This window comes from Clostridium beijerinckii (assembly GCF_018223745.1).
GTDB classification, from domain to species: Bacteria; Bacillota; Clostridia; order Clostridiales; family Clostridiaceae; genus Clostridium; species Clostridium beijerinckii.
Genome location: NZ_CP073653.1, coordinates 4,992,561 through 5,011,926, shown reverse-complemented (window position 1 = coordinate 5,011,926; position 19,366 = coordinate 4,992,561). Strand labels below are relative to the sequence as shown.

Sequence of the window (19,366 nt, the reverse complement as noted above, 5' to 3'; positions counted from 1 at the left end):
TATAGGTGAAAGGATGAGTTTATGTTTAGAGCATTAACTATTGCAGGATCGGATACTTGTGGAGGAGCAGGAATTCAAGCGGATTTAAAAGCTTTCTCGGCAAATGGAGTATATGGAATGAGCGTTATCACAGCGGTAACGGCTCAAAATACTATGGGGGTTTTTGGAATTCAAGATATAAATCCTGAAATGATTGAATCTCAGATAGATGTTATTTTTGAAGATATAAGAGTAGATGCTATAAAAATAGGAATGGTTTCTAAAATTGAATCTATAAAAGCTATATCAAAATCTTTGAGAAAAGTTGATAAACTACCAGTGATAGTTCTAGATCCAGTTATGATTTCTAAAAGTGGATTTAATCTGTTATCGAAGGATTCAAAAGATACTTTAGTTAAGGAATTATTTCCATTAGCAACATTAATAACTCCTAATTTACCAGAGGCAGAAGAAATTTTAGGGATGAAAATAGAAAACTTAGATGAAATGAAGGAAGCGGCCTTGAAACTTAAAGAACTTGGTCCGAAGGCAGTTTTAGTTAAAGGGGGGCATTTAGAAGGGGAAGCAACAGACTTGTTATATGATGGAAAGAGCTTTCTTATTCTAAAACAAGAAAGAATAAATACTACCCATACTCATGGAACAGGATGTACTTTATCTTCAACTATAGCAGCAAATTTGGCTAAGAATATGACAATAGAGGAAGCGGTTAGAAGTGGTAAAGAATATATAACATGTGCAATCGAACATGGTTTTGAGCTTGGTAAAGGTGTAGGCCCTACTAACCATTTTTACGAGCTATATAAGAAAGCAGGAATGATTGAATAATACTATAGAACTCAAGTTGAATTTTATAACTAATAAATTAAATAATAATGGTATGAGGAGAGGGAAAGAAATGAATTATAAAACACAAATGGAAGCAGCTAAAAAAGGTATAGTTACAAAGGAAATGAAAATAGTAGCGGAAAAAGAAAGAATTTCAGAAGAAAAATTAATGAAACTTGTTGCAGAAGGTAAAGTAGCTATACCGGCTAATATCAACCATAAATCACTTAGCCCTGAGGGGATTGGTGATGGATTAAGAACAAAGATAAATGTAAACTTAGGGATATCAGGAGATTCGGTTGATTATTGCAGAGAGATGGAAAAAGTAAAAATGGCAGTTGATTTTGGTGCAGAAGCAATAATGGATTTAAGTAATTATGGGAAGACTCAAGAGTTCAGGGAAAAGCTTATAGAATATTCTCCAGCTATGATAGGAACAGTTCCTATGTATGATGCAATTGGATACCTTGAAAAAGATCTTTTAGATATAAAAGCTAAAGATTTTCTTGACGTGGTGTTAGCTCATGCTAAAGCTGGGGTTGATTTTGTTACTATTCATGCAGGAATAAATAAAAGAACAGTTTCGATATTTAAAGAAGATAAGAGAAGATTAAATATAGTATCAAGAGGTGGGTCATTGCTATTTGCATGGATGGAGATGACAGGAAATGAGAATCCATTTTATGAATACTATGATGAATTACTTGATATACTAAGAGAATATGATGTAACAATAAGTCTTGGAGATGCTATGAGACCTGGCTGTATTGATGATTCAACAGATGCTGGACAAATTACAGAACTTATAGAGTTAGGATTATTAACAAAAAGAGCTTGGGAAAAAGATGTACAAGTTATGATAGAAGGACCAGGTCATATGGCAATGAATGAGATTGCAGCTAATATGCAAATTGAAAAAAGATTATGCCATGGGGCACCTTTCTATGTACTAGGCCCTCTTGTTACAGATATTGCACCTGGGTATGATCATATAACTTCAGCCATTGGTGGCGCTATTGCAGCAACACATGGAGCCAATTTCCTTTGCTATGTAACACCAGCTGAGCATTTAAGACTTCCTGATTTATCTGATGTTAGAGAAGGAATTATTGCATCGAAAATTGCAGCTCATGCAGCAGACATTGCTAATGGACTTCCAGGGGCTAGAGATAGAGATGATGCAATGGCAGATGCTCGTCAAAAACTTGATTGGGAAGAGATGTTCAAGATTGCTATTGATGGGAAAAAGGCTAGAGAATATTTTGAAAGTGTACCACCAGAAGATATGCATAGCTGTTCTATGTGCGGGAAAATGTGTGCAGTAAGAACAACTAACAGAATTTTAAATGGCGATAAAGTGGAGCTTCTTGACCAGAAATAAGATTTATATGAGGTATAATTATATATGTTGCAGTTGAATTTCTATAGTATTATTTTTATTGAGTACTTAGTTTACTAGAATTTTAAATGCAAGTTCATAATTGCAACATAGATATCAAGCAAAAGAAACTTGAAAAATTTTTACTTTTGAGAGGAGGTATTTTAGTAAGGATCATTAAAGAATGAATTCTTACTAAAAGATATTTATGAGTAATGAAATATCAATTAAAATAGGAAGTTTATTAAATGAAGTTAGGAATAAGAAACCACTTGTGCATAATATAACAAATTATGTTACAGTTAATGATTGTGCGAATATTTTACTTGCAATAGGTGCATCACCAATTATGGCTGATGATATAAAAGAAGCAGCGGATATTACTAAGATTTCATCTGCCCTTGTAATAAATATTGGAACATTAAATGAGCGAACTATTGAATCTATGATTGCATCTGGTAAGAAAGCAAATGAATTAAATATTCCAGTCGTTTTTGATCCAGTTGGAGCAGGAGCATCAGAATTTAGAAATTCAACAACAAAGAGATTATTAGAAGAAGTGAAAATAAGTGTTTTACGTGGAAATATGTCTGAGATTAAATTTATAAGCGGATTAGGCTCTACAACTAAGGGAGTTGATGCCTCAGAAAATGACGCAAGAACAGGAAATGATGAGGGAATAGATGTAGCTAAAAACTTAGCTAAAAAACTTCAGTGTACTGTAGCCATTACAGGTGCAACAGATATTATATCTGATGGAGAAAGAGTAGTTATACTTGAAAATGGAACTAAGATGTTATCTAACGTCACAGGAACAGGCTGCATGACAACTGCATTAATTGGAGCGTTTTGTGGGGCAGGTTCAGATTATTTTATAGGAGCAGTTTCTGGTATCATTTCAATGGGAATATCGGGTGAAATTGCTTTGGATAAAGCAGGGAAGATTGGAACAGGAAGTTTTCATATTGCAATTATAGATGCCATAAGCAATTTGACTTCTAATATCATTGAAAAGATGAATAAGATAAAGGAAATATAATAAACAATGTTTGCGTGTATATCATTGAAATGAAATACACGCATTAATGTGTGAACTTATCTAAAATATAATATGAAGGAGAGAGGAGTTTCATGAAACCTAAAATAGATTATAGTATCTACCTTGTAACAGATAGAGATTTAATGAGTACAGAAACTTTAGAAGAAGCTGTGGAAAAAGCTATAATTGGAGGATGTACATTAATTCAATTAAGAGAAAAAGATTGTTCATCACTCGACTTCTATAATACAGCTGTGAGAGTTAAAGAAATTACAGATAAACACAATATTCCATTAATAATAAATGATAGAGTGGATATTGCACTAGCAGTAGATGCGGCTGGAGTGCATGTTGGACAAAGTGATATTCCTGCAGCAATTGTAAGAAAAGTCATAGGAAATGATAAAATCCTTGGAGTTTCAACAGGGTCTGTAAATGAAGCTCTTGAAGCAGAAAAAAATGGAGCTGATTATTTAGGAGTTGGTGCGATGTATTCAACTGGTACTAAAAAAGACGCAGATTCAACTAGTATGGATGAATTAAGAAAAATTAGAGAAAATGTATCTATACCTATAGTTGTAATAGGTGGAATAAATAAGGATAGAGTTAAGGATTTCAAAGGAATAGGAATTGATGGACTTGCAATAGTTTCTGCTATTATAGCAAAGGAAGATATTACTACAGCCGCTAAAGAATTAAAAAATGAATTTATTAAAATCTAACAATTAAATATATAGTATTTCAAAGGCACTGTTTACTGGAATTTCTGGTATAGTGCTTTTATTTTATTCTTATTTATACTGAGCATAAAATATATTTTGCAGAATATTGTCATATAGTATGTTTTGACAAATTATAGTAAAAAAATTAAACTTAAGATAGCATAAAGATTATAGTAGAATAGCAAGTTTAATGGAGTTTAATGACGATTAAAGTAATACTGCAGGTAATATCCATAGAGAGCTTGAAAGTAAGGATGTGCTTTGCTACGAAAGTTGGAAAATATATCAATAGAAAGTTAGGACTATCAATTTTGATAACGTCAGTAGTATTTATATTGGGATTAGCATATATAAAAAATCACAAGAACATAGGATCTAATGATATTGTCAGAAAAGAAAAAGAAGAATACGTGGAAAGAGAACGTGTATCGAAGAGTATAACAACAGTGGAGACAAATGATGATAGAATTCTTACACAAATAGGTAAAAAAAAGTTAATAGTAAATAGCTATTATAATATTGATGCTGCTTCAAATAGTAAAGAGGGTGATATGAGAGGCGTTGTAAAAGAAAAGTGGAGGCATATTAAGCCTAAGAAGGAATATACAATAGGCGTTTTGCTGCCTCACTTTGAAGATCAATATTGGGTCTCAGCGAATTATGGAATAATAAATTATGCAAAGGAATTAGGAGTGAAGGTAAAGTTATATGCAGTTGGAGGCTATATAGAGTTTGGAAACCAAAAAGAGGAGCTAATGGATTTAGCTGAGGATGATAAAATTGATGGAATAGTGTTTGCTACATTAGATAATACAAAATTTAATTCAGATGTAGAGAATATTGTTCATTATGATAAGCCTATTGTTGCACTAGTAAATGATATTAATAGTCCTGATATTAGCGCAAAAGCAATAGTTTCCTATTATGATATGGGATATAAAGCAGGAGAGTATGTTGTTGAAGATTCAGCAGGTAAAGATATAAAAATTGCATTTTTTCCTGGGCCAAAAGAATCAGGATGGGCATTAGATACATTAAATGGCTTTAAAGATGCAGTTTCAAGGTTAAAGAAAAATAATCAAAAGATAGATATTAGTAATCCTTTTTATGGAGACACTAGACCTGATATGCAGCGATTACATATAACAAGCGTTTTGGAAAATAATGATGATTATGATTATTTAGTTGGTTGTGCTCCAGCAGTAATTGAAGCCGAAAAATTTATTGCTAAATGCAAAGAGAAATTTAAAAATATAAGAATTGTATCAACATACATGACAAGTGATGTTTTTAATCTAATAGAAAAGGGATCTGTATTAGCTTCTCCATCAGATCAAACTATCCAACAATGTAGAATAGCACTAGATATGATTGTAAGAATTTTAAATGGAGAAAAGGCAGGGATAGATTTTCCATTCCAAAGTGGTCCGTGTGTGCCTATAATTTCAAAGGATAATATTTCAGAATTTGAGTATGAAGATCTATTTGGAAGTAAAGAGTACATTCCAGTATTAAATCATATGGGTAAATAAGGGTTAAATTATGAGCGTAAAAAAGAAATTCAGGAATATGAAGATTAAGCACAGATTTACAATTTCAACATTAACAGTGGTTATAATTACCATGTTAATATTTGAAATAATAAGAATAATAATATTGGTTGCAGGAATAAATAAGGATTCAATGCAAAAAGTTGAAACAATCACTAGATTAGCAGCACTTAGCTATCAAGACCCAATTTGGAATTTAAATATTGTAGGAATTAAAAAAATTAGTGATGCATTATTTGAGGATGAGGAAATTGGTTATATTCAAGTTAAAGCTAAGGGAAATGGAGAAATATATAATAAGTATAAAAAAGATGATATATATTCTGAGCAGAATTTGATCATAAAGAAGGTTAATGTTTTAAAAGATGAAATACCAATAGGTGAGATAACTATAGGTATTACAAGGTATTATAAATCAAAAGTTATTGAAAATTACATAATTGCTACAATTATAAGAATCTTGGTAATGGTTTTACTTCTTTGGTTAGCAATAAGTATTGTTTCCCGTATTGTTACCAAGTCTATATATGAGTTGAGTGTAGGAACTGATGAGATATCAAATGGAAACTTGACTCACAGATTATTTATTAATTCAAGAGATGAAATAGGGGAATTGGCTATTAAATTTAATAATATGTCTCAAAATTTATATAATATGATTCAGCAGAGGAATGAAGCAATAAGTGAACTCAAATCTTCAGAAGAGAAATTCAATAAGGCGTTTAATTATAGCGCCGATGTAATCGCTATTGTAAGGTTTAGTGATAAGCTATACATTGAAATAAATCAAGCGTTTTTACGCACTTTTGGATATAAACGTGAAGAGATAATTGGTCATTACTCCCATGAGTTTAACTTGTGGGAAAATGAAGAACATCATTTGAATGTGATTCAAATATTAGATAGTGGAGGTATGTTGCGTAATGAAGAGATAACTTGGAATACTAAATATGGAGAAGTTAGAGTTGGATTATTTTCAACGGAAATAATTGAAATTGACTGTATTGAATGCATAATATTTGTTTGGAATGATATTACAGAACGTAAAAAAATTAGCGAAGAGTTGAAACGCGTTAATGATGAACTAGAAGATAAAGTTAATGAAAGAACAAAACAACTTATGCAGACTCTTGCTGAGTTAGAAGATCAACATAATAAGCTCAAATCAGCTCAGTCAAAATTGATTCAATCAGAAAAGATGGCTAGTCTTGGTACTTTAGTAGCAGGGGTAGCACATGAAATTAATAATCCCATTAATTACATATATTTAAGTTCAAAAGTTCTGGATATGGATTTATACAATTTTAAAGAAGAACTTATGGAATTATTAGATGATGCGGATGATGATGTGTTAAATTTTTTCGAACAATATTTCAACAAATTTTCTAAATCAATAATTAATATTCTAGATGGATCTAATCAAGTAACAACCATAGTTAACGATTTGAGATTATTCTCTAGGCTTGATGAGGCTGTTAAAAAAGAGATAGATGTTTCAGAAGCTTTGGAAACGACAATAAGGTTAGTTAAAACTCAATATACTAAACAAATTAAATTTATTAAGAACTTTCAAACTCATAGGAAGATAGTGTGCTATCCTTCACAATTAAATCAGGTATTTTTAAATATAATTGTAAATGCGTGTCATGCTATAGTTGAAAAGCAAAATGACTTAGTATGTGAAAATAATGGATTAATAGTAATAAGAGTTTTTGACAATAACAAAGAAATTATAATCGAATTTTGTGATAATGGGTGTGGTATGACTAAAGATACAATATCAAGAATATTTGAACCATTTTTTACAACTAAACCAATGGGACAAGGAACATGGTTAGGTATGTCTATATCATATGGTATTATTGAAAAACATAATGGAACTATTGATGTTGAATCTAAAGTGGGGGAAGGATCGACTATAACTATTCATATTCCTTACTAAAGATATTAATAATAAAATCAATAAGGCACCATAATCTAAAATTATATTTTAATTTCAGTAAGGAGAAGATAAATGAAATTTGTTATAAATAAGGACAAGCTTAGAGAACTTAATAAAACAGATAGTAAAGATAAAAAATATACAATACTATTAATTGATGATGAACTAGCAAATCTTGAGGCTTTAACAAGACTCTTAGAAGAAGAGTATGATGTAATCAAAGCAGAAAATGGGTTTGAAGCATTAAATATACTTAAAGATGAATCATGTTCTAAAAAAATCAATTTGATTATCTCAGATCAGCGCATGCCAGGAATGACAGGGGTTGAATTATTAAAGCAAACAATATCTATTGTCCCAAATGCAATTCGTATTATTTTAACTGGATTCATGGATGTGAAAGATATTATTGATTCAATTAATGAAGGGCATATTTATAAATTTCTTTTAAAGCCATTGGAGGCAGATGAGTTGTTAATTTCCGTAAAAAGGGCTTTGGAGACATATGAATTGAAAATGAAAAATATTAAGCTTATAGATGAGTTAAAGCAAACAAATAAGAAATTAAAGAAAAGTGAAGTTTACTTAAGCACTATTTTCAATTCGGTAAGTGATGCAATATTGATTCATGATTTTAATGGGATTATAGTTAACGTTAATGATACTGCTAATAGGCTATATGGATATCTACATGATGAACTAATTGGTATGAGTATAAAAGATATTATTTCAAAAAATTCACCGTACATATACGATGATATACTTAAATTGATTAATGATAGAAAGAAAAATAAGATTAATACTCCAGTAACCCTTGAAGCTATTTCAATAGATAAAAATCATAAAGAGTTTTGGGTTGAGAGTAATAGTCGTGCAATAATATTTAATGAGCAGAAGGCTATTATTGCAACTGTAAGAGACATAACTGAAAGAAAAAATACTGAATTAAAATCAAAAGAAGAGGCTTTGGAATTAGAAAAATTAAGAACTGAATTTTTTGCTAATATTTCTCACGAATTGAGAACACCACTTAATATAATACTAGGTGTGATACAAATTCTAAGAAGAGATCTTTTAGATAAAGAAAAACCGATCGACAAAGGAAAGATAATTAATAATATAGACATTGAAAGACAAAATTGTTTTAGATTACTTCGTTTAATAAATAATTTAATTGATTCAACTAAATTAGATGCAGGACATTTTCAGATTGATATGATTAATTGTAACATTGTCAGTGTCGTAGAAGAAATCACTCTGTCAGTAGCTGGTTATATAAGCAATAACAATATAAACCTTATATTTGATACCGATGTTGAAGAAAAAATTATTGCTTGTGATCCTGATAAAATTGAAAGGATTATGTTAAACCTACTGTCTAATTGCATAAAGTTTACAGATGATGATGGAAGCATATTTGTAAATATATTTGATGGAGAAGAATATATAACCTTGTCTGTAGAAGATACAGGTATAGGAATTCCAGAAGAAAAAGTTGAAATTATTTTTGATAGATTTAGACAAGTAGATAAATCTTTTACAAGAAATTATGAAGGAAGCGGAATTGGATTATCTCTCGTAAAGTCCTTAGTAGAGATGCATGATGGCACGATATCAGTGGAAAGTAAATATGGGGTAGGAACTAAATTTACGATTAAACTTCCAGTAAAGGTATTAAATAAAAGTAAAGAAAGAGTTAATATAAGTAATAATATAATTAATACTTGTGTAGAAAAAATAAATATTGAATTTTCAGATATATATAAACAACATTTGTAGAGGAATAAGTAAAAAAGTACGAGATTATACTTAGAATTTGCAAATATATAGTCAATTAACGAAAAAGCAATATATTATATGTTTTTATGAAAATATATAAGAATTTGTGTATAATATATATGGCGAAATACATTAGTATAACGATGTTAAAGGTATTATTAATTGTTTGTTATACAAAAAAGGTGTATAATGTTCTGATTTGGACGAAATATATCTAGGGAGGGATTTTTACATGGAAATATTAGAATTGAAAAAAAATTTATACTGGACAGGAGTATTAGATGCCAATTTAAGGGTATTTGATATTATCATGGAAACAGAGTTTGGAACTTCTTATAATTCTTATTTACTTAAAACAAGTGAAAAAACAGTATTATTTGAAACTGCAAAGGCTAAGTTTTTAGATGGATATTTAAAGGCGTTAAATAAGCTAGTTGATATTAAGGATATTGACTATATTGTAGTAAACCATACTGAGCCAGATCATGCAGGGAGTATAGAAAAACTTATTGAAATGAATCCTAATATTAAGATTATTGGAAGCCAAGTTGCTATAGGATTCTTGAAGAATATTGTTAACAGAGAATTTAATGGAATAATAGTTAAAGAAAATGAGACTTTAAGCTTGGGTGACAAAACTTTACGTTTTATGTCAGTACCAAATTTACATTGGCCTGATACAATGTATACTTATATTGAAGAAGATAAGACTTTAGTTACTTGTGATTCATTTGGTTCTCATTATAGTTTTGAAGGAATTCTACTAAGTAAGGTTACAGATAATGAGGGATATTTAAGAGCTCTTAAATATTATTTCGATTGTATTATTGGACCTTTTAAGAATCCATTCATGATTAAAGCATTAGATAGGATTAAAGATTTAGAAATTGATATGATTTGTACAGGACATGGTCCAGTTCTTGACTGTAGAATAGATGAAATTATGGAATATTATAAGAAGTGGTCTAATGTTTCAAATCCAAATCCTAGAAAGACAGTAATCATACCATATGTAAGTGCGTATGGGTATACAAAAGAATTAGCAGAAAAGATTGCAGAAGGAATTAAGGCTAGTGGAGATATAGATGTTAGAGTTTATGATATGGTAGAGGCAGATAAAGACAAAGTTCTTGAAGAACTAGAATTTGCAGATGGTATTTTATTTGGTTCACCAACAATAGTTGGTGAGGCTCTAAAGCCAATATGGGATTTAACTACTTCAATCTTTGCAAGAACTCATGGTAATAAACTAGCAAGTGCTTTTGGAAGTTATGGATGGAGTGGGGAAGCTGTTCCTCATATTATAGAAAGACTAAAGCAACTTAGAATGAAGGTTGTTGATGAAGGATTCCGTGTTAAATTCAAACCAAGTGAGAGTGAGTTAAGTGATGCTTATGATTATGGTTATAATTTTGGATTCCTGCTTTTAAATAAAGAAAATCTAAATAAAAATTAATATGTAATTGTTATTTTATTAGGACTTATTGTAATAAGTCCTAATTTTAGTTATCATATTTTAAAAATGACAAGTTAAAGAATGGGTTTTGACTTTGTTTAGAAAAGAGTACTAAGGCAAAGGTATGAGTAATTATGATTCTTAGAAAAGGAGATTAAAGAATGAGTATAGGATATGCATGTTTAACAATAGGAGTTCCAGATGCCAATCTAAAAAGCTGCACTGCTAAGAGTTTAACTGAAGAAAAGTTATTGGAAATAATATCGTATAATTTGAAATCTCTTAAAAATATAATTGAATATAATATAAAGAATAATATAAAGCTTTTTAGGATTAGTTCAGACTTAATACCATTCGGATCCAGTCATTTGAACCAATTATCATGGTGGAATATATTTTCCCAAGAATTTGGGGAAATAGGTAGAAAGATTATGGATAATGATATAAGGGTATCGATGCATCCAGGGCAATATACAGTGCTTAATTCTCCTAATGATGATGTTGTAAAGAGAGCAATTGAAGATTTAAATTATCATGTTAAAGTTTTGGATAACTTTGGAATTGGAGAAAATCATAAAATTATATTGCATATTGGTGGAGTTTATAATGATAAAGAGCAGGCGATAAAAAGATTCGCAGATAATTATAAACGTTTGAATGATCAGGTGAAAGAAAGACTTGTTATTGAAAATGATGATAAATCGTACAATATAAATGATGTTCTTAAAATAGGAAATGGACTAAATATTCCAGTTGTTTTTGATAATCTTCATAATGAGATAAATTGTTATGATAGAGAAAAAAGCGATTCATATTGGATAAGTGAGTGCAATAAAACATGGAGAGAGAAAGATGGAAGGCAGAAAATACATTATTCTCAGCAAGACCCATTAAAAAAGGCAGGCTCTCATTCAAATACAATAAAAATTAATAAGTTTATAGAGTTCTATGAAAGTGTAAAAGGGAAAGATATAGATATAATGCTTGAAGTTAAGGATAAAAATTTTTCAGCTGTAAAGTGTATAAATTCTATAGCTGAAAATACTAAAATAAAAAAACTTGAGGAAGAATGGGGAAGATATAAATACAAGGTTTTAGAGAATTCTCCTTCAAATTACTTAGAAATAAGGAAGCTGCTTAAAGATAAAACTCAGTATCCAGCGGTTAAGTTTTATAATTATATTGAAGATGCCATGGAAGAGGAAATAACAATTGGAAATTCAATAAATACTGCATTACATGTATGGGGATATTTTAAGAATTTAGCAGATGATAAAGAGAAAATGAGCTTTTTAAAAAGTATTGAAGATTATAAAAATGGAAAAGTTTCAATAAAATTAATAAAAAATAAATTGTTTAAGATGGCTGTAAAATATAATGAATCATACCTTTTAAACTCGTATTATTTCCTATAAAATAGATTTATTAATTGTGAATTATAATAATTTTCTAGTATTTGATACAGTTTTACTATAAAAAAAGGTATAATATTTTCATATAGATGAAAGTTATAGGGAGGAATTTTATATGGAAATATTAGAATTAAAAAAGAATTTTTATTGGACAGGAGTTTTAGATCCTGGTTTAAAAGTATTTGATATAGTTATGGAGACAGAGTTTGGAACATCTTATAATTCCTACTTACTTAAAACAGGGGAAAAGACTGTATTATTTGAAACTGCCAAAGCTAAATTTTGGGATGGGTATTTAAGTGCATTAAATAAATTAGTTGATATTAATGATATTGATTATATTGTAGTAAATCATACAGAACCTGATCATGCTGGGAGTATAGAAAAGCTTATTGAAATCAATCCTAATATTAAAATAGTTGGTACACAAGTTGCTATAGGATTTCTAAAGAATATTGTAAATCGTGATTTTTATAGCATAACAGTAAAAGAAAATGATACTTTAGAATTGGGAGATAAAACATTACGTTTCATGTTCTTACCTAATTTACATTGGCCAGATACAATGTATACATATATTGAAGAGGATAAAACCCTTATAACTTGCGATTCGTTTGGATCTCACTATAGTTTTGATGAAATATTATTGAGTAAGGTTAAAGATAATGAGGGTTACTTAAGAGCTACTAAATATTATTTTGATTGTATCATTGGGCCTTTTAAGACGCCATACATGGTTAAGGCATTAGATAGAATTAAAGATCTAGATATTGATATGATATGTACTGGGCATGGTCCAGTTATAGATTGTAGGATTGATGAAATCATGGAACTTTATAAAGAATGGTGTACTGTAGTTAATCCAAATCCAAGAAAAACAGTAATTATACCTTATGTTAGTGCGTATGGATATACTAAAGAGTTAGCTGGTAAAATATCAGAAGGTATTAAAGATAGCGGAGATATAGATGTAAGATCGTACGATTTAGTAGAAGATGATAAGGAAAAAGTAATTGAAGAATTAGGATTCGCTGATGGAATTTTATTTGGAACACCTACTATAGTTGGTGAGGCTTTAGAGCCAATTTGGGATTTAACTATAAAGATGTTTGCTAGAACACACGGAGGAAAACTTGCTAGTGCCTTTGGAAGTTATGGATGGAGTGGTGAAGGAGTTCCACACATTATAGAAAGATTAAAACAACTTAGGATGAAGGTTGTAGATGATGGATTTAGAATTAAATTTAAGCCTAGTGATAGTGAATTAAGTGAGGCTTATGATTATGGATATAATTTTGGATGTATACTTCAAAATAAAGAGAATCCAAAGAAAAAATCAGCTAAAAGAACATTAGTAAAATGTTTAGTGTGTGGAGAAATATTTGATTCAAGTCTTGAAATATGTCCAGTTTGTGGTGTAGGAAAAGAAAATTTCGTACCAGTTGAAATAGATGATAGCAATTATAAAAATAATACAAATGAAATTTATCTAATTCTGGGAAATGGAGCGGCAGGTATAAGCGCTGCAACGTCTATAAGAGAAAGAAATGAAACTTGCTCTATAGTATTAGTTTCTAATGAAAATGTGCTAGGTTATAATCGTCCAATGCTTACAAAGTCAATGATAGCTAAATTTAATTCGAAACAAATTGCAGTTCATGATGAAGCTTGGTATAAAGAAAATAATATTACAAATGTTCTTGACAGAGAGTTAATTCAAATAAATGCTAAAGATAAAGAGGCTGTGTTTAAAGATGGAATTAAATTAAAGTATGATAAATGTATATATGCTTTAGGAGCTGAATGCTTTGTTCCACCAATTTCAGGGAAAGATAAGAAAGAAGTTATAGCAATCCGTAGGATTTGCGATACAGATAAAATTACAGAATTATTGCCAAAGGTAAAGAATGCAGTTGTAATAGGTGGAGGAGTTCTCGGACTTGAGGCTGCATGGGAATTAACAAAAGCAAAATGCAAGGTTACAGTATTAGAGCTTGCTGATAAATTAATGGGACGTCAATTAGATTATGAAGGCGGAAAATTCCTTGAAGAAATAATTAAAGGTCAAGGAATTGATGTGAGATTAGGCGTAAAAATTGATGAAATAGAGGGTGAAGATTCAGTTACTGGAGTTAGAATTAATGGAGGAGAAGTTATTGCAGCTGATTTAGTTGTTATATCTTGTGGTATTGTACCTAATTCTAAAATAGCTCAGGAAGCAGGAATTGATGTTAATAGAGCAGTAATAGTAAATGAAAAAATGGAGACTAATATTTCTGATATTTATGCATGTGGAGATTGTGCAGAATATAATGGGATAAATTATGGAATATGGCCACAAGCTCTAGAAATGGGAAAAGTAGCAGGGGCTAATGCAGCGGGAGACTCATTAACTTATGAAACAGTAGATGCAGCATTAACATTTAATGGAGCTAATACTTCACTGTATGCAATTGGTGACAACGGTAAGAACCCAGAAATCCAATATAAAACAGTTGAATTTAAAGATCCGGTTAAGAAGACATATACAAAATATTATTTTGCAAACAACCGTTTATGTGGAGCTATTTTAATTGGAGATACTAGCAACTTGGCTAAAGTAACTCAAGATGTGAAGGAAAGTAGATTATTTAAAGATATGTTTAAATAGAAATTTAAGATAATTTAAATTTGGAGATAACGAAATTAATTTGAATTTGGTTATTCTATTCTAAGGCTGCTGGCAAAATGTCGGCAGCTTTTAATTTTTGAATTATTGTTATAATGCACAATAGATTAAATAAATTGAAGAAGTAAAACAGTTAGAATAGTTACTATTATACTATTAAAAGCCAGACTTTCAGAGTTTAATAATATTAAACTTATGAAGAAAGACTCGCTGCAGCGGCAGTTTCACGTAAGAAGGCATAGATATTTAAAAGCTGTGCATAGTATGAAAATTCAACTAATAAAGTAGCACATAAGATTTAAATTAAGAGCCTATTGTTCAAATACACAAAAAAAAATGTCAAGTAAACAATATCAAGGTCTTACTAAATATATTATTATGTATATGTTAGTAAACGTTAACTCGCTTACACGGTATAATAAAGTATAAATTTGTATAATTATTGAATTTGAGGAGGAAGTAAAATGGCAGTTATTCATTGGAGTGGAGCGATTATTGGATTAGTAATCGCTATAATACTAATTTTAAGGAAAGTGAATCCTGTATATGCACTTTTTGGAGGGGCTGTTATAGGCGGATTAATTGGTGGAGCCAGTTTAGCTAATACAGCACAAGCTATCATTGAAGGTACGAATAGCGTAATGGGAGCGGTTGTTCGTGTAATAGCAGCAGGAGTGCTTGCAGGTGTATTAATTGAATCTGGAGCAGCAGAGAAAATTGCTGAGACTATAGTAGAAAAATTTGGAGAGAAAAAGGTTCTCTTAGCAATTGCACTATCAAGCATGATAATCACAGCGGTTGGAGTTTTCATACCGGTTACAGTTATTATAGTTGCACCTATAGCGCTTCCTGTGGCTAAAAAAGTTGGAATCACTAAGTCATCTATACTTTTAGCTATGATAGGAGGAGGTAAGGCTGGAAATATAATTTCTCCAAATCCTAATACAATTGCGGTAGCTAAAGGATTTAATGTTGAATTAGCACAAGTTATGATAGGAGCATTTATACCAGCTGTAATTGGGCTTATAGTTACATATTTTGTTGCGACGTTAATTAGTAAAAAAGGAGAAATGATTAAAGAGTCAGAAATACCAGTTAGAGTAGATAATAAGATAAAGCCAAGTTTTGGAAAGTCGATGGTAGCGCCAATAGTTGCTGTAATATTATTAGCACTTAATCCTATAGCAAATATGTTGCATCTGAAATTCTTAGCAACTATTCAAATAGATGCAATGTATATATTGCCTATAGCAGGATTAGTCGGATTGTTTGCAATGGGACAACGTAGTAAGATTCTTGAGTATACAACATCAGGATTAAATAGAATGACGCCAACTGTAATGATATTAATTGGTGCTGGAGCAATAGCGGGTATTATTTCTAAATCAAATTTAAGTGATGCAGTAGTATACTGTATTCAACAAACAGGTATTTCAGGAATATTTTTAGCACCTATATCAGGTATATTGATGGCAGCAGCTACGGCTTCAACATCTACAGGTGCAATTGTAGCAACAGGAACTTTCGCGAAAGCAATACTAGCTGTTGGTGTCGCGCCTTTAAGTGCAGCAATTATGATCAACACAGGAGCTGTAGTTATCGATCATCTACCTCATGGTAACTTCTTCCACGCATCAGCAGATGCAGTAAAAATGAATATAAAGGAACGTATGAAATTAATGCCATATGAATCTATAGTTGGAGGATCTATGGTTATCGTATCAATAATAATATACGGTTTTATAAAATAATAAGATAAGTATAAGTAAAATTTATTTAATTTAATAATCTCACAAAATATAAAAATTTAGTTAGGAGCGTTGAAAATGAAAAAAGATTTAGTTATTGTATTAGCACCTGATTCTTTTAAAGAGAGCATGACAGCAAAAGAAGCTTGCGAGGCAATGGAAAGAGGAATAAAAAAAGCAAATAGTGATATAAAATGCTTACATGTGCCTATGGCTGATGGTGGAGAAGGAACTATGCAGTCATTAGTAGATGCTACTAATGGAGAAATATATTCATTAAAGGTAATGGGGCCCCTTGGTAATCAAGTAGAAGCACAGTATGGTATTTTGGGAGATAAAGAAATAGGAATATTGGAAATGGCTAGTGCAAGTGGAATACATTTAGTACCACCAGATCAGAGGAATCCTTTACTAACTACAACTTATGGTACTGGACAACTTATAAAGGCATGTTTAGATAGAGGTGTAAAAAAACTATTAATAGGTATTGGAGGAAGTGCTACTAATGATGGTGGAGCAGGAGTTATACAGGCACTTGGAGGAAAACTATTAGATGATAAAGGCAATGAATTAGCTCTTGGTGGTGGAGAATTAGGAAAACTAAATAGTTTAGACTTAAAGAATTTTGACCCAAGATTAAAAGATGTTGTAATTGAGGTAGCCTGTGACGTTAATAATCCTCTTTGTGGTGAAAAAGGAGCTTCGAATGTATTTGGACCACAAAAGGGAGCAACACATGAAATGATAGAAATATTGGATAATAATTTAAGACATTATGCAGACATAATAAAAAAAGAATTAGGAAAAGATGTTTTAAATGAACCAGGAGCTGGAGCAGCTGGAGGACTTGGAGCTGGACTTATGGCATTTTTAAATGGAACTCTAAAAAAAGGTATTGAAATGGTGATACAATATGCTTCATTAGAAGAAAAAGTGAAAGAAGCAGACATGGTATGGACTGGAGAAGGAAGCATAGATTTTCAAACTCAATACGGTAAAACACCTTTAGGTGTTGCTACAATTGCTAAAAAACATAATAAGCCGGTAATTGCACTAGCTGGGAGAGTTGGTGAAGATATAGAAGTTCTATATGAAAGTGGAATAGATTCAATATTTGGAATAACTAAGGGGGCAACTTCGTTAGAAGAAGCTTTGGTAAAAGGTCAGGAGAATATTGAAAAGACTGCTGAAAATGTAGTTAGGCTTATGAATCTACTTTAATTAATTTAATATAGGTATAATATTAAAAGTGCGTTTTATTTTAAGACGCACTTTTAATTTATCTATGTGGACATTATTTTGATTGATAATCTAATTAATATATAGTTAGCTTTTTTTTATTGTTAAAAAGTATCATAATAAATAGTAGATAGATAAATAATTTGAAAATTAGATTTACACTTTACAACAAATACTATATTAAAAAGTAGAAACATTTTCATAGTTCTGCGGAATAATAATGTTTCTGCTTTCGGTAGAATTCATATTACAAGTTGTTTATATTCTAAATATATTGAAAAAATTTAGTTTAAATTATAGCCTTATATTTCTATAATATAATTATAGCCTAGAAAGGGATGATTGATATGACGCTATCTAAAACCATAGCACAAAAAATTGTTTTAGAAATGATGAATGTAATTCCTTACAATATAAATGTTATGGATGAGAATGGAATAATCATAGGCAGTGGAGATATTAAAAGAATTGGGAATGTACATGAGGGAGCTAGGGAAGCAATAGATAATCAACAAATAAACGAAGTGTATGAAGAAGATTATAGAATGAAGCCCGGGGTCAACGAACCTATTATTATCAATAATAAAGTAATAGGAGTGATAGGAATAACTGGGCATCCAGATGAGGTAAGAAGATTTAGTAAACTCGTCCGTGTAACTGCAGTTTTATTAATAGAACAATCTAAAGCAGACGAGGAAATTCAGAACAAAAGATTAAGTATGCAGAAATTTTATAATGAACTAGCTCATAGAAAGATAAAATACGATGAAAGTTTCCATCAAAGAGCTAAAAGCTATGGAATAGATCTTACGAAAAAATGCAGAGTTATTCTTGTGGATGGAAATATAAATTCTCGAAGCTTTAAAATATTGTATCAGAAGTATTCAAATTATAGTGAGGTTGATAATAGAATAGCATTTTTTGTTACGTCTAAGGACATGTATAATGGATTGCTCGAGAACTTAAAAACAAATAAAGATGTAAATAGGATAAGCATTGGAGCAAAAGAAGATGTCGCAGCTATTTCACTAGAAAGTGCAGAATTAGCAATGGAATTTGGAGCAAAGATAAAATCAGCAAGTTTAGTTTATAACTATGATGACTTGAAATTTTTTATCAATTTATCTCATGATAATAAATTACCTTTGGTATCAATGATGTCAAATCTTGATAAGGCAGGGAATAAATTAGAACTTATTCAAACTATACAGGCATATATTGAAGAGAATGGGGATATCGGTAATGTGGCTAATAGATTAAATATACATAGAAATACTTTAAATTATAGGCTAGAAAAAATAAAAAAATTAACGGGGAAAAATCCGAAAAATTTATTAGAATTGTTTGAGTTGTTGTGTGGGTTAATTTGGAGATAATCATTTTATGTTTAAGATTTTAATTATGTGGTATATACTAGTATTAAGGTATAATTGAAAAATAACAAGTCCATCTGCCAAGACTGTTTTCAGACATGGAAAGCTCAATTCGCATACACTCGCTGAGTAAGAGAGTCACACCAAATCACAGATTTGGGTTCTCTTCTCATCAGCATATTGGTTTAATAGACTTACCATGGGCAATCTATTTGATTGCCTAATGAAAAAT

13 protein-coding genes are annotated in these 19,366 nt (G+C 30.5%); all 13 read left to right on the top strand.

The genetic code is table 11. The features are described from left to right. The first annotated feature begins 21 nt into the window (after positions 1-21). The 13 genes from thiD to KEC93_RS22455 all read left to right on the top strand — a co-directional run bounded on the left by thiD (position 22) and on the right by KEC93_RS22455 (position 19,137). Positions 22-828 carry a bifunctional hydroxymethylpyrimidine kinase/phosphomethylpyrimidine kinase gene (gene thiD / locus KEC93_RS22515; RefSeq protein ID WP_077867872.1) on the top strand — a complete coding sequence of 269 codons (807 nt, stop codon included), beginning with the start codon at positions 22-24 and terminating at the stop codon, positions 826-828. A 70-nt stretch (positions 829-898) separates the two neighbouring features. Continuing rightward, entirely contained in the window at positions 899-2,209 is a 1,311-nt protein-coding gene (gene thiC / locus KEC93_RS22510; RefSeq protein WP_077867894.1) for a phosphomethylpyrimidine synthase ThiC, read from the top strand. Between the two features lie 205 nt (positions 2,210-2,414). Further along, positions 2,415-3,245 carry a hydroxyethylthiazole kinase gene (thiM, locus tag KEC93_RS22505; protein WP_012060644.1) on the top strand — a complete coding sequence of 277 codons (831 nt, stop codon included), beginning with the start codon at positions 2,415-2,417 and terminating at the stop codon, positions 3,243-3,245. A 92-nt stretch (positions 3,246-3,337) separates the two neighbouring features. Beyond that, positions 3,338-3,967, top strand: a complete 630-nt coding sequence (thiE, locus tag KEC93_RS22500) for a thiamine phosphate synthase (protein ID WP_023973877.1) — start codon at positions 3,338-3,340, stop codon at positions 3,965-3,967. A 200-nt stretch (positions 3,968-4,167) separates the two neighbouring features. Further along, positions 4,168-5,499: a TMAO reductase system periplasmic protein TorT gene (torT, locus tag KEC93_RS22495; RefSeq protein ID WP_077867871.1), complete on the top strand. Its 1,332-nt coding sequence runs from the start codon at positions 4,168-4,170 to the stop codon at positions 5,497-5,499. Between the two features lie 10 nt (positions 5,500-5,509). Further along, the gene (locus tag KEC93_RS22490; RefSeq protein WP_077867870.1) at positions 5,510-7,459 is read left to right on the top strand and encodes an ATP-binding protein; all 1,950 of its coding nucleotides are present in this window, start codon (positions 5,510-5,512) and stop codon (positions 7,457-7,459) included. 72 nt (positions 7,460-7,531) lie between these two features. Then, positions 7,532-9,238 carry a hybrid sensor histidine kinase/response regulator gene (locus tag KEC93_RS22485; protein ID WP_077867869.1) on the top strand — a complete coding sequence of 569 codons (1,707 nt, stop codon included), beginning with the start codon at positions 7,532-7,534 and terminating at the stop codon, positions 9,236-9,238. Between the two features lie 232 nt (positions 9,239-9,470). Next, complete coding sequence (locus KEC93_RS22480) at positions 9,471-10,694, top strand: FprA family A-type flavoprotein (protein WP_012060639.1); 1,224 nt, start codon at positions 9,471-9,473, stop codon at positions 10,692-10,694. Positions 10,695-10,855: 161 nt separating this feature from the next. Next, positions 10,856-12,109, top strand: a complete 1,254-nt coding sequence (gene uvsE / locus KEC93_RS22475; protein WP_077867868.1) for a UV DNA damage repair endonuclease UvsE — start codon at positions 10,856-10,858, stop codon at positions 12,107-12,109. Between the two features lie 112 nt (positions 12,110-12,221). After that, complete coding sequence (locus KEC93_RS22470; protein WP_023973872.1) at positions 12,222-14,756, top strand: FAD-dependent oxidoreductase; 2,535 nt, start codon at positions 12,222-12,224, stop codon at positions 14,754-14,756. Between the two features lie 482 nt (positions 14,757-15,238). Next, entirely contained in the window at positions 15,239-16,525 is a 1,287-nt protein-coding gene (locus KEC93_RS22465; protein ID WP_077869573.1) for a GntP family permease, read from the top strand. Between the two features lie 75 nt (positions 16,526-16,600). After that, the gene (locus tag KEC93_RS22460; RefSeq protein ID WP_077869572.1) at positions 16,601-17,743 is read left to right on the top strand and encodes a glycerate kinase family protein; all 1,143 of its coding nucleotides are present in this window, start codon (positions 16,601-16,603) and stop codon (positions 17,741-17,743) included. Positions 17,744-18,108: 365 nt separating this feature from the next. Then, positions 18,109-19,137 (top strand): CdaR family transcriptional regulator, encoded by a 1,029-nt coding sequence (locus KEC93_RS22455; RefSeq protein WP_077869571.1) that lies wholly within the window; start codon positions 18,109-18,111, stop codon positions 19,135-19,137. Positions 19,138-19,366: the final 229 nt, after the last annotated feature.

Excerpts from the sequence above, each read along its gene's own strand:
- thiD (WP_077867872.1), top strand. The coding sequence starts at position 22 with ATGTTTAGAGCATTAACTATTGCAGGATCGGATACTTGTGGAGGAGCA.
- thiC (WP_077867894.1), top strand. The coding sequence starts at position 899 with ATGAATTATAAAACACAAATGGAAGCAGCTAAAAAAGGTATAGTTACA.
- thiM (WP_012060644.1), top strand. The coding sequence starts at position 2,415 with ATGAGTAATGAAATATCAATTAAAATAGGAAGTTTATTAAATGAAGTT.
- thiE (WP_023973877.1), top strand. The coding sequence starts at position 3,338 with ATGAAACCTAAAATAGATTATAGTATCTACCTTGTAACAGATAGAGAT.
- torT (WP_077867871.1), top strand. The coding sequence starts at position 4,168 with ATGACGATTAAAGTAATACTGCAGGTAATATCCATAGAGAGCTTGAAA.
- KEC93_RS22490 (WP_077867870.1), top strand. The coding sequence starts at position 5,510 with ATGAGCGTAAAAAAGAAATTCAGGAATATGAAGATTAAGCACAGATTT.
- KEC93_RS22485 (WP_077867869.1), top strand. The coding sequence starts at position 7,532 with ATGAAATTTGTTATAAATAAGGACAAGCTTAGAGAACTTAATAAAACA.
- KEC93_RS22480 (WP_012060639.1), top strand. The coding sequence starts at position 9,471 with ATGGAAATATTAGAATTGAAAAAAAATTTATACTGGACAGGAGTATTA.
- uvsE (WP_077867868.1), top strand. The coding sequence starts at position 10,856 with ATGAGTATAGGATATGCATGTTTAACAATAGGAGTTCCAGATGCCAAT.
- KEC93_RS22470 (WP_023973872.1), top strand. The coding sequence starts at position 12,222 with ATGGAAATATTAGAATTAAAAAAGAATTTTTATTGGACAGGAGTTTTA.
- KEC93_RS22465 (WP_077869573.1), top strand. The coding sequence starts at position 15,239 with ATGGCAGTTATTCATTGGAGTGGAGCGATTATTGGATTAGTAATCGCT.
- KEC93_RS22460 (WP_077869572.1), top strand. The coding sequence starts at position 16,601 with ATGAAAAAAGATTTAGTTATTGTATTAGCACCTGATTCTTTTAAAGAG.
- KEC93_RS22455 (WP_077869571.1), top strand. The coding sequence starts at position 18,109 with ATGACGCTATCTAAAACCATAGCACAAAAAATTGTTTTAGAAATGATG.